Annotated in this window: 15 protein-coding genes; 8 read left to right on the forward strand and 7 right to left on the reverse strand. The window is 41.2% G+C overall.

From position 1 onward, the window contains the following. Positions 1 to 267: 267 nt before the first annotated feature. Positions 268 to 1476, forward strand: coding sequence for a WG repeat-containing protein (locus BLW31_RS19100; RefSeq protein ID WP_010537161.1), 1209 nt, complete (start codon positions 268 to 270; stop codon positions 1474 to 1476). A gap of 71 nt (positions 1477 to 1547) precedes the next feature. Here BLW31_RS19100 and BLW31_RS19105 read toward each other — a convergent pair whose 3' ends face one another. From BLW31_RS19105 to BLW31_RS19135, 7 genes are all read right to left on the reverse strand, one after another. Next, the gene (locus BLW31_RS19105) at positions 1548 to 2270 is read right to left on the reverse strand and encodes a hypothetical protein (protein ID WP_029425410.1); all 723 of its coding nucleotides are present in this window, start codon (positions 2268 to 2270) and stop codon (positions 1548 to 1550) included. A 67-nt stretch (positions 2271 to 2337) separates the two neighbouring features. After that, entirely contained in the window at positions 2338 to 3276 is a 939-nt protein-coding gene (locus BLW31_RS19110; protein ID WP_010537163.1) for a tail fiber domain-containing protein, read from the reverse strand. A gap of 13 nt (positions 3277 to 3289) precedes the next feature. Then, positions 3290 to 5602 (reverse strand): C25 family cysteine peptidase, encoded by a 2313-nt coding sequence (locus BLW31_RS19115; RefSeq protein WP_010537164.1) that lies wholly within the window; start codon positions 5600 to 5602, stop codon positions 3290 to 3292. Between the two features lie 25 nt (positions 5603 to 5627). Then, complete coding sequence (locus BLW31_RS19120) at positions 5628 to 6677, reverse strand: Gfo/Idh/MocA family protein (protein WP_010537165.1); 1050 nt, start codon at positions 6675 to 6677, stop codon at positions 5628 to 5630. Next, entirely contained in the window at positions 6674 to 7744 is a 1071-nt protein-coding gene (locus BLW31_RS19125; protein ID WP_010537166.1) for a radical SAM/SPASM domain-containing protein, read from the reverse strand. The genes BLW31_RS19120 and BLW31_RS19125 overlap by 4 nt, the downstream gene beginning before the upstream one ends. Positions 7745 to 7821: 77 nt before the next feature. Further along, positions 7822 to 9486 carry a sigma-70 family RNA polymerase sigma factor gene (locus BLW31_RS19130; RefSeq protein WP_010537167.1) on the reverse strand — a complete coding sequence of 555 codons (1665 nt, stop codon included), beginning with the start codon at positions 9484 to 9486 and terminating at the stop codon, positions 7822 to 7824. Between the two features lie 144 nt (positions 9487 to 9630). Continuing rightward, positions 9631 to 10248 carry a M23 family metallopeptidase gene (locus BLW31_RS19135; protein WP_050544920.1) on the reverse strand — a complete coding sequence of 206 codons (618 nt, stop codon included), beginning with the start codon at positions 10246 to 10248 and terminating at the stop codon, positions 9631 to 9633. A 217-nt stretch (positions 10249 to 10465) separates the two neighbouring features. On the opposite strand from BLW31_RS19135, the gene BLW31_RS19140 reads away from it, so the two are divergent. From BLW31_RS19140 to BLW31_RS19170, 7 genes are read left to right on the forward strand one after another with little or no spacing between them, the layout of a single operon-like run. Next, entirely contained in the window at positions 10466 to 11224 is a 759-nt protein-coding gene (locus tag BLW31_RS19140) for a DUF4099 domain-containing protein (protein WP_010537169.1), read from the forward strand. Between the two features lie 26 nt (positions 11225 to 11250). Then, positions 11251 to 11475 carry a hypothetical protein gene (locus BLW31_RS19145; RefSeq protein ID WP_010537170.1) on the forward strand — a complete coding sequence of 75 codons (225 nt, stop codon included), beginning with the start codon at positions 11251 to 11253 and terminating at the stop codon, positions 11473 to 11475. Positions 11476 to 11487: 12 nt separating this feature from the next. Next, positions 11488 to 13029 (forward strand): hypothetical protein, encoded by a 1542-nt coding sequence (locus tag BLW31_RS19150; RefSeq protein ID WP_074759645.1) that lies wholly within the window; start codon positions 11488 to 11490, stop codon positions 13027 to 13029. A gap of 12 nt (positions 13030 to 13041) precedes the next feature. Then, a complete protein-coding gene (locus tag BLW31_RS19155; RefSeq protein ID WP_010537172.1) occupies positions 13042 to 14199 on the forward strand; it encodes a toprim domain-containing protein in 1158 nt (385 codons plus the stop codon). A 30-nt stretch (positions 14200 to 14229) separates the two neighbouring features. Beyond that, positions 14230 to 14718: a PH domain-containing protein gene (locus BLW31_RS19160; RefSeq protein ID WP_010537173.1), complete on the forward strand. Its 489-nt coding sequence runs from the start codon at positions 14230 to 14232 to the stop codon at positions 14716 to 14718. After that, the gene (locus tag BLW31_RS19165) at positions 14699 to 15397 is read left to right on the forward strand and encodes a hypothetical protein (protein WP_010537174.1); all 699 of its coding nucleotides are present in this window, start codon (positions 14699 to 14701) and stop codon (positions 15395 to 15397) included. The genes BLW31_RS19160 and BLW31_RS19165 overlap by 20 nt, the downstream gene beginning before the upstream one ends. Before the next feature lie 20 nt (positions 15398 to 15417). Then, positions 15418 to 16092 (forward strand): hypothetical protein, encoded by a 675-nt coding sequence (locus BLW31_RS19170; protein ID WP_029425411.1) that lies wholly within the window; start codon positions 15418 to 15420, stop codon positions 16090 to 16092. Positions 16093 to 16107: the final 15 nt, after the last annotated feature.

Below are 16107 nucleotides of genomic sequence, written 5' to 3' on the forward strand. Positions count from 1 at the left end.
CGAACCGAAAGTTAATTAGTCATACTATCAAAGAACTCTTTGGCTGGCAGCGTAAAGCCGCTTAGCCGTTATCTCAAATTTTAACGAACCATTGTCTTTCAAGGAAGCTAATAAATGTTTGATGTTCGACTATTCCAAGCATGAGGACTTGAAACCAAAGTTGAAAAGATTCATCAAATAGCAATATTTTGACGATGAGACAGGTTACTTCTTTTACTTTATTTTCATCAACAGATAAATAATTGAAACACAAAATATCATATAAATATGGAAAAAAGAAAGAGAACCTTAAAAAGAACGATTGTTTTATTTTGGAAAGGTTTAACAGGTATCATTGCTGCAACAGCAGAATGGTTCACCGTGATACTTGGAATGAAGGATGAATCTAAGTATGGCAAGTTTATTCGACGTGTTGTTGGAGGATGTTTTGCGTTCATCATGTTTGTGTTTGCATGTGCTGGAGGTAATGCGCTATACGAGTTTGTTTACAAGAAAGTGAATGCTGCGAAATATTTGGATGACTCCTACTATGACTCGCAGTACCTGTCAAGAAATGCCACTTACTATAGCCGTTCCTATGAAACGGATGGATATGTGGAGACTCGTGATGGCAAGAAGACTGTCAAGGGCATACATTGGATTTCAAAACCATTGGGGGACGACTCGCTTGTCTGTTATAGTAACGGCGATGCTCGTGGCTACTTCAATATGCTGACAGGTGAAATAGCTATCAAGCCTCAGTACAAGCACGCATGGGTATTCTCTGATGGCTTGGCTTCCGTAGATGACAACGGAATGATAAAATTCATCGATGCCAGAGGAAATGTCGTTATTGACTTGAATATTCCATACATCACTGGTGCAGAAGGATATGTATTCCACAATGGACATTGCGTAATACATAATAACAAACGTGACAAATTTGGTTTGATAGACAAAAAAGGAAATTGGATGTTAAAAGCTGAATATGATGCTATTTTGCCCAAGGATTCTTTCTTTGTCGTAAGCAAAGGAGGTATGCAGAGTGTTCTTACAGAAAATCTGAAACCAATATTGCCTTTTATGGAAGCAGACCTCTGGATCTCTGGTAATAGCATTACTGCAACAATGAAAGACCACACTCTTCGCAAATATAATTTGCAAGGTGAATTGATTGACGATTTCTTGATTAGTAATGTTGACAGATTATTGTATGATACCGATGAAATACGATATACTACGGCAAAGAACTATGATGATGAGGGTAATTTAACAGGTGAAACGGCAGAAGCAGAACCAACACCTTATCAAAAGACTGCAAATTGCAAAAAATATGAAGCAGACATTGGTTGGTATGGGTTGATGTCACCAAGTGGAAAAGTCATTACTCCTCCAAGATATTGCGATATTACAGCCATTGGCTACGACTTGTATTTATGTAAGACAGATGATATTAGGGGAGAAATATTGAATGGCAAAGGCGTAAGGATTAAATGAATGTAGCTTATGTAGAAAAGATGGATGGCAAGCAACTACGTTTTGCCATCCATCTTATACGATTGGGAACATTACCTAAATACGATTTTTTTACCATTGCATATATATAAATATCCTTTTTGCGGAATGAGAATCTTTATGCCATTCAAATCGTAATAGGCATCATTTTTTCTATTCGTGAACGTTGGCGATTTTATGCCAGTTTCAATGTTTCTAAGAGATTCTTCACTTATGATAGTCCCTTTATCTGTACATGAAACCAGAGTGCAAAATTCATCATTATTTCCCAAATTGAAATTCGGGATAAATTCATCTTTACTAACCCCTACGCCTTCTATGATAAGATAATAGCACTCTCCCCCAGAATGGTCAACCATAGAATCAATAACTATTACCCTGCGCCGCATTCCATTTATAGTGGTTATATTCTCTGCAACTACCTGGGCGAGATTGTCAATATAATCACCTTTTTGCAATCCGATGTCAAAAAGCAAAGTAAAAACATTATCTTTTACCTTATATACTTTGCCGCCATCTTCATATGCGACAAATGTTTGACAAGGGTATAGACCATTTTCGTTTTGTACCAATATCTTTTTACAAACAAAGTGATTTACAATGGTATCGCCTGATATCGTTACATTATAATAGCCTGTCGTATCAGTCCTCTCGTATCGATTGACAGTTGCATATCGCCATACTTTTCCTTCTGACAAAACAGGCATGTATGTTTGTGCTGTAGAGACCATAGCAAACATACAGAATAAAAACGATAGAAGTTTTCTATTTGCCATATCTTTGAAAAATTGAGAGTGGAGAAGCAATAATCGAACTGCCTCTCCACTCGAAAACACACGTTGTTTATTCCTTAATCAATCTGTAGGAATCTGCAAGTTTACCATTTACAAGAAGAGACACAAGATGCATGCCTCTGTCAAGATTAGAAATCGTTGCTGTTACAGAAGGCGAAGTAGATGAAACCTGCAAGGTCTTCTCTTTTGTTCCTGTAAGACTGCTAATGATGATGGTTGCAGACTTATCCAATCCTTCAAGATTTGTAGTTATAGTCACCTGTCCATTAGCAGGATTTGGGGTGCAACTAACTATCTTGTAAGGAGAGGCTGCTTTATTTGAAGCTTCAAATGGAGTGTTTGACAATTCCGCAATCTTGACAGATTGTTCATCCACTGTCGCCTGTAACTGTTGAACTGCTTGAACCAACATCGGAATGATAGCTGTATAGTTGATCATCTTGTGGCCTTCTTCGTCAGTTTTTACAGCATCAGGCAAAACAGCCTCTACTTCTTGGGCAAGGAAGCCATACTGTGTCTGACCTTCTTCTACTGGGCCATTGGCTACAGAAGAACCAGATTCTGTTGCAGCTAAAGTCACCGCAGTTTCAGGTTTCCATGTGTAAGAAACAGGACGCAACTGGAGAACAGCATCCAAACCTGTAGTCAAAGGCTTGATGTTGTCCTTTGCACGAGCGTCGGAATAGTTATACACATTTGCAACCTGAATGCTATTGAATGTACTTGTTGCAGAATTGTAGAACACTACTTGATTGCCTGTTCCTGCAAGTCGTGGGTTTGCAGGAGAAATGTCCAATTGGAAGAAGTTGTTAGTCTTACAAGTCCAATACATTCCCAGCCATTTGTTTACAGTCAATCCCAAGTAGTTGTGCTTAGGAGCATTGTTGATGTTGAGGTTACCACTTGAATACGTAATCTGCGCATTCATACCCATAGGCAGCAATGTGAATATTGCCAATGCTGCGCTCTTAAGGAAGAACTTTTTCATTTTGTTTGTATAGTTATTGATTTGACATTTTGAATTCAGTTTCACTGTTGATAGTCGTATCGGAGTCGATAGTTATAGAATCAGCATTTAAGTTGATTGTACCACTTTTGAACGTTACTGGACCACTTGCTTTGGAAGTTGTGACAGAAGAACCAACCTTGATACTAGAACCTGTATAGGTCTTAGGTCCAACAACCGTCTCATTTTGGATATAGACAGAAGTAACAGGTGTTCCCTCATTTACATATGGGATTCTGTTGTGTGCAGATACACTTACAGATACATTTGCTGCATGATTCGTTGAATATGTAGCTGTAGTTCCTGTTGTGTATGTTACCTCGCCAGAAACAAGGTCATAGAATGCAATCGTTGCAGTGGTTCCGTTCAGATTTACGCTTACAGCATTACTACCCCTATTGACAGACACATTGGTGAATGCCGTAGGTGCTGCTGTATAGATTTTCATACTTGGATCACCGAAACAATGGAACAATTCTTTTGTGTATGTTGTATAACCAGAATTACGTTTACCATAAGTTTCAGCCAACCTTGCTTGTCCTTGGTTCAGAATTTGCCCTAATTCATAAGTTGGTGTAGGCGTTGCACTAGCAGTTCCACTTGTACCAGGGAATTTTGGATGCAATTTACTTGAAGGCCAAATAGCATCAAACATTCCTTCTGTCAAAGCATCATTATATCCAGAATAACTCAATTGTGTAGCACCATATATGGCGACGCAACCTCCATTGGCTTTTTTGATGAAAGCCTCACAGAAACAGTCTTCATTGAATTTTCCTGTGAGACAATTCATGCTGAATACAACAGGCAATTTGGCACCATTAGACAAAGAGCTGATGTTGCTGATAGTGTAATAAGGGTCGCCCCATAATTTTACATTACCGTGGTCTCTGTGAAGTACATAAAAAGCACCATTATTGATTGCTGAATTTATATCAGATGCATTTCCTTTCCAAGGGAATCCTGGCTTCTTCAATTCATCTGGGATTGATTCACCGAAAGAGTATATGCCCCTATTCCAGTATAAAGGCGTAACACTGTTATCAGTTGTGTATATTCGTTTAACATTAATACCCTCTGACAAAAGGGCATTGCGTACTTCTTCGGAAGTTTGAGCAAATCGTCTGTCAGCATAGCTGTTATTATCATTGTCTTGAAAATAAGCACAATTGATACCTGTTTTGTAGAATGAAGCGTCACTTACAGGATTTTTCTCATAATTTATGATTTTATCCACAACTACATTCGCTTCTGACGCTGTTGCAACAGGCAAACGTCCAAACAGCAAATCTGGTGTCAAATCATTGTCACCATCCATACATGAATAGTAGAAATCTGTAACATGCGTATTCATCAGACTTGAACTTTGCCCAGGCACATCAGCATTGTCTCCAACGATCAAAAGATAATACAAGTTGCTATTGGAATTGTATTGCTTCTTTACCTCTTCCTTTAAAGAACTTGATGTCCATGAGTCATTTAGTACAATACGTACATCAAAGCCAAGAAGTCTCTTCCAAGACGCAAACTTTTCCACTGAAGTTTTGAACTTGGATGTTGAGATAATCAAATACCCCTTCTTGGCATTTGTCGCTTTTGTATCAGCGAGTGTAACTGGTTGTTGAAAACCATTGATAGTCGTATTGTTGAGAAAATCATCTACTGCATCTAAGTTTTGCGCACTCACGTTAGCATTACTCTTGGTATTAATCTTGGCAAAAGTAACCTTGTAGCTAATGCTCTTGTAAGCACGAATGGTGTTTTGTTCGTAACTGTATTGGATTGGTGAAACCATTACATCCACAACACCTTTGCCACGATAGACACCCATATTGTCCATGTTTGCAATCCTATTTGGCAAGAACCCTTTGTACGCAGAGATTGTGGGAACATTGTCCTTTGTATAGGAGACGTTTCCACTATCCGTCAATGGGGGGCGAGCTGGCGACAAAGTATATGGAAGTTCAACAAAGAGACTATCCACAACTTTAACATTGACTGAGTAACCATCTGGAACAGTAAAAGAATCCAACCTGTATGGCAATGCAGGTTTCTGAGGAGTGTCTTCCTCACCAAAACCAGCTACTTTCCACATGATGCTTCCTTTGTACAAGGGATCATCAATAACTGTTGCCTTGTCAAAAGTGTATGTGACGATGTAGCCATTATCAACACTTTGGACTGTTCTTGTAGGAGGTTGCTTATAAGCACCTGCTACCATGTTTCCATTGCTTAGCGTGATTGTTTGCTGTCCTTTGACAGAACCAACCGAAGCTAAAGCGAGGAAGAATACAAACCAGTGTTTCATTTTCTGCTAATGTTTTAGTTTTATGTTATAATTGTTTTACTAATGAACGTATTGATTCCAATAAAGAATATGTTTCAACGAAGTTTGCAAATGACTGCACCTGTGAAGCCTTGCCACATTCAACCATATCAACAAAGTGTTTGATGGTGTCAAAATATCCTTGTGTGTAAATTTGGTTATTCTTTATCGTAGGTACGAAGTTGTTTCTGCCTAACAAATCTATCGTAACCATTTTTTGTGTATTTATCTTCTCCATTGGCACCCCCATGAATACTCGTTGCTTACTTTGGAATGTTAGACTATCCATCTGTTCCATTTGATAAATACCATGTTGGGTATTAATGGTAAGATGTTCTTTTGCTTCTGTCCAAGAATAAGCAGTAGAGAGTTCAAGAACACCTGTTGCATTGTTGTGTTTGAGCAATAACATCAACGTGTGGTCCTCTATATTCTCAACGCATTTGACTTCTGCTTTTCCAAACAAATATGTCACATAGTCCAATGGGTGTATGTACAAATCCATCATGGCTTCTCCCTCAGGATATGCTCCAGTGAGATATTTGAGATTGTAGGTAACAGGCTTCTTATTCTTAGCCAATTCCTTTTTAAGGATTTGGATTACTGGTGCGTGTCGTTTCTGCAACCCTACAACAGAAGGAGTTTTTGTTTCTATGGAAATATTGATTAGTTGCATCAATTCATCCAGACTTTGGCATGGTGGCTTCTCTATGAATATAGCTTTACCGCTTTTCAACACCTCCGATGCTATATGGAAATGTTCCTGAGGTGTAACCGCCACAAATATGCCTTTAACCTCCTCGTCATCCAAGATTTCTTGTAATGATATTGTAGCACGAACATGAGGATAAGCCGTATTTATTAGTTGAGCTTTGTCTTTTGATTTACAACAAATGTATTTCAATGGAACATGGAGATAACCGAGTACAGGATAAAGGTTACTTGTGCTATGATTACCAAAACCAACAAAAGCATACATGCCTTTCGGCACTTGTTGCAATTGCTTGATGCTCCGTATATGCTTGTAACGTTCTATGATATTCTTTATATATTTCATATTTTTCTGATCCGTTTGATCTGTTTTCTATATGTTATTTTGCTATTATTTGTCCATTGGTATTTACCATAAAAGATTTCTATGATTCTTTTCGGAAAGACCCTTTCAAGATTTCGCAATAGTATCAAGTCAAACTTACGATGAAAGTTTATCCAACACGCATTACACTCTTTGGAGTATCTACATTGGATTTGTTGAGTATTCCGTGAATTGAAAATATCATCCAACGAGTTTTCATGAATGTTACCAAGCTTGACATTTAGATTTTGGCAAAGTGGTACATCACCATTGGAATGTATCACTAACTCACTGAATATGCTTTGACAACGAAGTCTCAGATGTCCATTTCTCCATTCTTCATACAATGCAACAAAATCAAAGTTTTCCTCTGTATCATGTATATTTTGTGGAATATTTTGGATGAAATTTGACAAATCCGCTGCAAGGAGGTCTGCTTTAGTATCAAAGAAGTCCATTGTGCCATATATGCCGATGCGTACATCTATGTTATATTCTCTTGCCATATTGATGACATACTCCATATCGGAAAAACTATTCCATGGTGAAAGACAGAACATCAATGAGAGTGGTACCACGTTATTCAAGGCTTTCACGACTTCCACCACTTTGTCATGACCATCGCATCCTCTCATCTCTTTGTAAACCTCTTTGTTTCCATCAAGTGATACATACAAATGGACTGGATGATATTTCCGAACCGCCTCTATGACTCGTTGTGGTTTCAAACAGTTAGACAACAGCGTGTAGTTGGGGTGATTATTCATAAACCACTCCATGATGGCATCTGCCTCTGGATGGAGGATAAACTCTCCTCCTTCCAATCCTACCGTTGTGTTTCTTGTTACACACTTGCTTTTCATCACATTCTTGATGTCTTCAAGAGAAAGATGTTCCACTGGTTTTTGCCAAATGGAACAATGCTTGCAACGAGATTGGCATTTTGTGGTAGAATATATCATCAGCGTACTCAACTTCTTATGTCGAGGACGGATGATGTTGTTGAGGTATAGCACCCCATTATGTATGTAGTCTCTTGTTTTGTACATGTTGTCTTTAGAAACTTTTGTGCTTCTATTAGTAAAGATGCAACAAAAGTTCTAAAGACTGCATGAGAAGAGAAAAATTACCATGCAAATCTTATTCCGAATGGAACAGTAACAGAGAATGGATGTTCTGTCCAAATGGTGTGAATAGTACTTCCATTAGGAATATACCAGTTGAATGACGGCTCCAAATATATGCTCCAGTTTGGTGCGAAATGGTATTGTAAACCGGTACCTACGCCAACAGACCACTGCACAGATGGAATGAAATGCCATGAATCTTTGTATGGAACGGTTATACCTGTAACGTATTGCTCGTTATTTTTTCCATACATTGGTATATTAAATATAATTCCAGCAGAAGAATAAGCAGACCAATTCTTGGAATTAAACCATTTGTAAGATGTACTCAAAGGTATTCCCAAGTAATGAACTTTTTGGACTCTATTTATAAAGTACTCACCTTCACCCAATGTGAAATTAGATTTCAAAAGTGAATATTGTATGCCTGTTCCCAAACTCCAGTTCTTTCCTATATTTTTTGTCAGTGATATACCAAAAGTTATAGGTTTGTCATGTTGTTCGTGCTCCACAATCTTTCCACTGTTATGCTTTGCGATTGTCATAAGTGCCAACGTGTCAGCAGACATACCTTCATGTTCTTTCTGTTGAAGATGCTTGTAATAATCCTCCCATGTTGAAATTTCATTTGGTATTATAGGTGTAGGTCCGTCTGGGTCTGGTAAGCCATTATTGTTTGACGCTATCAACTTATAAACATTTTGAGCCAGAGCTGAACCTAAAGAACCTGTAGCAAGGAATTGCCACTTGTTCTTCTTATGCCTTGTCGTGTCTGCCACTATATAATTCTCGATTTGAGGGATAAACATACTTGTCGTATCAGACAAAGTTGTGTCTCTCTCCTCAATGATTATTGCTATATTGCGAATCGTATCTTCATTTTTCCATTCATTGCTTTTCACTATAGAATCCAAAGATATTTCACGTATCTGTTTCTTTTTGGTAATAAAAGTGTTTGCTACATACCGATTAGTTTGAGAGGATATTGACTCTAACTCCGGTTTGTCTATTTTGTTATTATTCTTTCTTTCCACATTGGCTGTAGGCAGCTTCTTCTCTTCTACAGTTTTCTTCCAGAATAAATATTTACATAGAGGAATGCTGATAAGGATGATTGAAATGGCAGCCAATGCACGTTTGTCTATCATGTTACGTAACATCGCCTTTGCTCTTGCCAATTGTGAAGAGGAGCTATGAGGTTCGATACCAAGTTTATCGGCTATCTCTTTATGCGAGAACCCTTCTATAACAGACATTCTGAACACTTTACCATATCCTGTAGGTAAGCTGTTGATAAGTTCTAAAATATCATTCTCATGCAATAAGGAATCTGTTTGCAATGCTCCTTCAATCTCCAATTCTTCATCCATAATAGAAGAAAAAGAGATAGTTTGTAGTTTTGATTTTTTCTCCAAATGCTTAAGTGCTGTATTTTTTGTGATGGCAGCACACCATTCTTTGAACTTGGAATTATCCTTTAGTTTACTCAATGAGTAATATGTAAGGACAAAAGCGTCCTGGACGAGGTCATTTATCGTGTCCTCGTCCTCCTTAGTGATACTGAAACAAATACTTCTCATCATAGGAGAGTATCTTTCGTAGATTATATTCAAAGCGTCAGTATCACCCGCTTTTACTTTTTCCAATAACTTTTCTATTTTCATGTTGGGGGATGCTTATTACGCACCATTTTATAATGGTACGAGAAAAACAGAAAAGACTGCGTGGATAAATCTTAAAGAAAATTAATTACTGAAATTTTGATTAAATATAGGCAATACTTGGCTGAACGAATAAAGGTTATAGCATTATCTCATTAATTTGATTAGACTTATAGGATTGACACTCTTGCCATCCTTTTTGCATGTAAGATGAAGATGACAGCCAGTACTGCGACCAGTATTACCAGTAACGCCAACAATGGTACCAGAGAAAACACGCTCACCTTTGCCAACTATAACGGAAGACAAATGGCAATAACTAACATGATAGTTGCCATGTTTCAACGTAACATAATTGCCAGAACGATTGTCATACCCTACCTTTTCGACAATACCATCCATCATGGCATAGGCAGGTTCGTTCTTCGCACGAAGATCCAAACCGTTGTGCCATGATTGTTTTCCTGTAAAAGGGTCACGACGATAGCCATAAGGGCTGGTGATTTTGATTGATTTCAGTGGAAAAGTGATGTTTGAATAGCTGCTTATCCACTGTTTTTGTTTGCTATCCACAGACTCTGTTTCCTGTAGTGGTAGATTTGCTGTGACGGAATCTACCTGATTGTTTGCAGGAGGCAAAAACTTCTCCTCAACTTTCTTGACTTTATAACGGCACGCATTGTCGCTGATGGTATTGAACTGCGCCTTTGCATTCGATACCGCCAGACAACTTATTACCCATAATGCCACTATTTTCCTTTTCATGGTGCAAAGTTAGGGAAAGAAATCAAGAGTGATACACGATGCTATAAAAGTATAACATAAAATAAGATTAAAGTATGATTGAGAGTATGAAGTGATGATATAATCATAATAAAACGGAAAAGATTGGGCTGAAGAACGTAGGCTTTCTTGTATTCATTACTCTTGGGTTATCTTTGCATGGCTATATGCAAAGTATCATTCAAAATATAATCAGAATATGAAAAGAAACTCATTTGAAGAAAGCGAAGTGCCATATCAGACACTTGCAAAGTTCGGTCTTACCCATGAGATGATAGAAGACCTTCCGATGCATGCCTTGGATGACATCAGCAATGGTCGCCCATCGCCAGTGCTGCCTGTTAGCATGGAGGTAAATGAGGGTTACAGTATCAAGAGCAGAACCCGATTCGCCTTGGTAAGAATGGCAGACGGCAACGTGGATGTGATGTTCTATCCTGTGTTGAAATATGCCCCATTGGACAAATTCACCAAGGGGCAGCAGGAACTGTTGAAGCAGGGCAAGGCTGTGGTGGCAGATGTGGATATGCCAGATGGCGCACATGTCAAGGCATTTGTACAGATTGACGGAGAGACCAACCAAGTGATGGCTGTGCCGACACCTGTGATTGGTAGAAACTTGCAGGTGCTATCTGACGAACTCAGTCTTGGAGGAACGGAGCTAAAGAGCATCCAAAATGGCGAGTCACTGACATTTGCCATAGAAGACGAACCTTTGACCGTAGGCATCGACCTGAAGAGCGATACTGGCATCCGCTTTGCCAACGGCGATGATGAGCTGTGGCGCAAGGAAGGCAAGCGAGAGTGGGACAAATACACCTTCGGCATCTATGGCTGTTGGGTAATGGATGATGACGGTAATCTTGACTATGTTCCAGAGGAGGAATATACCGAAGAACTGTGGAATGAGCAGAAAAAGGCTGCTGGAAGACATACTTCTGCCGTTGCAAGAAAGTAAAGTGAAACATCAAATTTAGGGAAGAAATGAGAAAAGGACCTTATTATACAGAAGACATTCTCGTGGAGAAGATGCAGAGCGGCGAATACGGTTGGCTTGACTATGTGAACCATTTCAGTGAGGAATGGCAGAACGAGTATCAAGAATACTGCAAGGAACATGCCCTGTGCATCGGCAACGAGAGTGCAGAACAGTTTGTGAAGTACAAGGACGAGCTGTTGGAGCAAGGAATGGAAACAGAGAACGCTTAATACAATCATGCTATGGCGATAAGAAAGAACTTGAATCCAAGGCAGATGGACATACAACCAGAGATGCGTGACATTCTCATGCGCAATGGTATGCAAGCTCATATCATAACCAACGGTGACGGTTATCAGTTAGCGGTGCAGGGACACGACTCTCCACTTCTGACCTATAACCTCACCGAGAAACAGATGTTGGCATTGACTGATTGGGGAATCAATTCTGCCAACAAGAAGGCCTACAATGTCTTTACCAGCATTATAGGCAAAGACTTCTATATGCCGAGAAACCTTGTCCATGCGAGGAATGCCAACGGAAGAGTGGCAATGGGACTGCATGGATATAGGATTGGTGCAGGAGAGTACGGACGGTTAGGATGGAGTCCAGAGTTTTTGGGTTGGACACCGAGAATGCAGGACGGCTATCATCTACGCAGAGTCGGAGGACAGATGTTTTATGCAGGTGCACCGATGGTAGCGGAAAGACCAGACAGAAGGCTTAAACCAGGTGAGCTAACCTCTGGAGGCTATGGCTTTTACTATAAAGGACAGCAACAAGTAGCACCACAAGCAGACGTATTACAAAACCTGCAAGCCGTGATGACACCTGTAGAAACACGTCCAAGAAGTCAAGAGCCAGCCAAACCCTACAAGGAACTGATAAGCTCACCTGTATATTTCTCCAACGATCAATGGCAGGAATGCCTGTCTTCACACGGTATCATCATCGATGAGAAGGCAAAGACACTCACCATCCAATCAGAAAGCACCAAAAGTGATATGGTGTATGACTTGACCGACGAAGAATTGAAAGCATTGACCAACAATTCAGTCAAGCAAGTATCTGTAGCCAAACGACTGGAGATACTGAACAATGTCATCAAGGATGATTTCGCAGACAAGATAACAATGGACATGCTCAACAGTAAGGAGCGCATCCAAATCAGTTTGCGCCCAGAGGTGCAGCAGGAGTTGGATGGCAAGATGCGGTTGCAATCTACCGTTGAGCCATTGCAAGTGCAGCAAGAACCTATGAACAATAAAGTAGGTATTGTGGATGGGCAGGACTTGGACGAGAGCAAGGGGTGGTTCCGTGAAGGCAAGCATGGCAGAGAAGTAACTGTTGGTGAGATACAAGTGGAGCCAGCGGAGCAAGAAGGCAAGTACCGCATGACCGCCATCATCAACGGTGAGCGAGTAAGCCACGAGATAACGCAGAAGCAGTATGACAAGTTCATGGCAGTGGATGACTACCATCGCATGAAACTCTTTTCCAAGATATTCGGTGAGGTAGATATGAAAGACCGTACCAGTTTGGGAACCAAGATAGGAGCAGCTTTGTTGGCAGGACTGGGTGTTGCAGCCGAAGTCGGCAGTGAACTTCATAGACCACATGGCGCACCTGTAGTGATAGTTGACCACCATCATGGTGCAGTCCCTGCACCACCTCGTCCCTACTTCAAACCAGGAGTAGATACACCGATGGATGTGGCGGCGAGAAACTTTGAGGCTGCCATGAACCAAGAGGTATTGCATCCGCACATGGGGAAAGGACTATAACGGAATACGCTTATGGCAAACAACGAACTGACATATAATGATTTCTTACAGCGTCTGAACATACAGGAGCTGCTGGTGGACGCAGGCTATCAGTTGAACAAACGAGATGGCTTGCGCTATCCGTCGTATGTAAAGGTGGACAGTCATGGACAGCGAGTGAGAGGCGACAAGTTTATTGTCACAGGCAATGGCAAGTGCTGTTTTCAGCCACCAGAACAGAAAAACTACAACGTGATAGGCTTCATCAAGGAGCATCCTACGCTGTTTGACGACTATAAGCCAGGGATGTCATTGGACAGACTGGTGAATGTGGTATGCAACAGACTGTTGAACAATCCCATTGACGTGCGTGAAAGCAGAGTGGCAGAACCCAAGCGAGATGCCAAGCCCTTCAACCTGTCAGACTATGACATCTTGCGTTTCAACCCAAGGGAAAAGGACACTCAATGGAAACACTATCCTTACTTCAAGGAAAGAGGCATCAACATGGGGACACAGTTCGCCTTTCACAAGCATTTCTTCTTGGCGACAAAGCATCGAAATGAAGGATTGAGCTTTGCCAATCTCGTCTTTCCACTGTCTTTGCCGTCCAAGCCAGACAGCATCGTTGGATTGGAAGAGCGTGGTAGACCCAGGCGAGAAGACGGTAAGGCATACAAGGGGAAAGCAGAAGGCAGCAACAGCAGTGAAGGATTGTGGATAGCCAACCTGACAGGTAAGCCATTGAAAGAAGCCACAAATATTCTATGGTTTGAGAGTGCATACGATGCCATGGCAGAGTACCAAATCAACCCGGTGAAGAGCGTGTATGTCTCGACTGGAGGCACACCCACTAAGGGACAAATAAAGGGAATGCTGGAAGAGACCCGACAAGCGAACCATTATTTGGGCTTTGACAAAGACGAGGCAGGACGTGGCTTTGTGAAGAACTTCAAAGCAATCGCCAAGGAAATGAGATTTGCAGACTTTACGGTGCAAGCCTTTCATCCTTTGGGACAATACAAAGACTGGAACGATGCCTTGCTTGGCAAACGAGACCAACGGTTGATAGACCAAGGAGAGATAGACTTCGACTATTTCGAGTTCGCCAAGGCGCAAGAGGCTGAGAGGCAACAAGAGCAAGCCAAACAGAAGGAAAAAGAGGAACAGACATCGGGCTTCCGCAGATAAAGCACGGTGTCATTATCAAAAAGGAGAACTATGCAGCAGACATATCGGTATAGAAACATCATCATCAAGCCCCATTGGATGCAGTTCGTCATCAACGAGCTGCACTTGCTTGTGCTTATAAGCGTAGGCTTTGTATATGCAGGTATTGATGATGCCGTTCTCTCCACTTTGGTGTTTGTCCTCTCGCTCTTGCTTTCCCTATGTTTGGCATATCGAATGGTCTATCTATGCAGGATGCGGTACATCATCAGTAACGAACAATTAGTGTTTGAGCATGGCGTGTTTCATCGTGAAGTAGATTATCTGGAACTATACCGTGTGGTGGATTTCAACGAAAGTCAAACTTTCATGCAGCAACTATTCCGATTGAAAACCGTGAGCATATATTCTGGAGACAGAACGACACCAAGGCTTGACATTATCGGAGTACCGATGAAGGAAAACTTGGTAACAACCATCAGAGAACGAGTAGAAACCAGCAAACGCAGGAGGAGCATCTATGAGATTACAAATAGGTAAGATATGGTTGATAGCAATTATCGGCATAGCAACGGCATCGGAAGCCAAGGCACAATTGGTGTCATCCAATCCCTTGGAATGGATGGCATTGGCAGAAGGCAATGAACTTATCAACAGTGAGATTGAAAAGCAAATCAACGGACAGACCAAGACGGCGTTGTTGCAGAATACAATGGCTGCCGAGTTCAACCAGATACACAAATGGGAGAAGAAGTACAACAGCTACCTGAAATCAGTGAACGGCTATGCCTCTTCGCTGAAAGCCTGTACTCATCTGTATGATGATGGCGTGAAGATTTTCATCACGCTCGCCAAGTTGAAGACAGCCATTAAGGGCAATCCGCAGGGCATTGTGGCGAGTATGAGCATGAACAACCTGTATATCGAGACGGCAACGGAACTGGTATCGGTTTTCAATCTATTGAATGATGCCGTGGCGAATGGTGGCACAGAGAATATGCTGACAGGAGCAGACCGTTCCAAGACCTTGTGGGCATTAAACGACAAACTATCTGCTTTCCAAAAGAAGCTCAACAAACTGTATCTGAGCATCCGCTACTATACAATGAGTGATGTGTGGAACAATGTCACGGCAGGGATGATAGACAGAAGTAATGGTGAGATTGCTACGCAAGCATTGGGACGGTGGCGGAGAGCTGCCAAAGTAAGTACACCATAATAATATAAAAACATTTGAGTATGAGAACATGGATATTTTGCTTTGGCATAATGTTGCTTTCCGTCTGCAAGGTGCAAGCCCAGAACGACCCTGTGTTGGCAGGAATGATATACGCATATACAAACAAGGCTGAAAAGGAGTTGAAGAACCAGGAGAAGGTGATGCTGATGCAGACCACTGGTCATATATGGTTGAAAGAGGAAGTGGAAGGAACCACCAATCTGCAACGAGAGTTCAACAACTACTTGGACTCGTTCCGCTCCATCGTGGTGTATGCTGCACAGGTATATGGCTTCTATCACGAGATAGACCGACTGGTGGATAACTTGGGAGAATTCACCAAACAACTGGATAAACATCCGAGCAATGCCCTTGCTGTGGCACTGTCAGCCAAGCGCAACAAGATCTATCGGGAGTTGATTATGGGCAGCGTGGAGATAGTAAATGACATCAGGCTTGTATGCTTGTCAGGCAACAAGATGACCGAGAAAGAACGAGTGGAAATCGTTTTCGGCATCCGCCCCAAGCTGAAGGTAATGAACAAAAAGCTGCAACGGCTGACCAAGGCGGTGAAGTACACCTCGATGGCGGACATCTGGGCAGAAATAGAGGAAGGCAGCCACGACAAGGCAGACAAGAAAACCATCGTGAAGGACTGCATGAACAGATGGAAGCGGAACGGCAAGATTAAATAACAACAAAAAGATACG

This window comes from Bacteroides faecis MAJ27 (assembly GCF_900106755.1).
Classification (GTDB): Bacteria; Bacteroidota; Bacteroidia; order Bacteroidales; family Bacteroidaceae; genus Bacteroides; species Bacteroides faecis.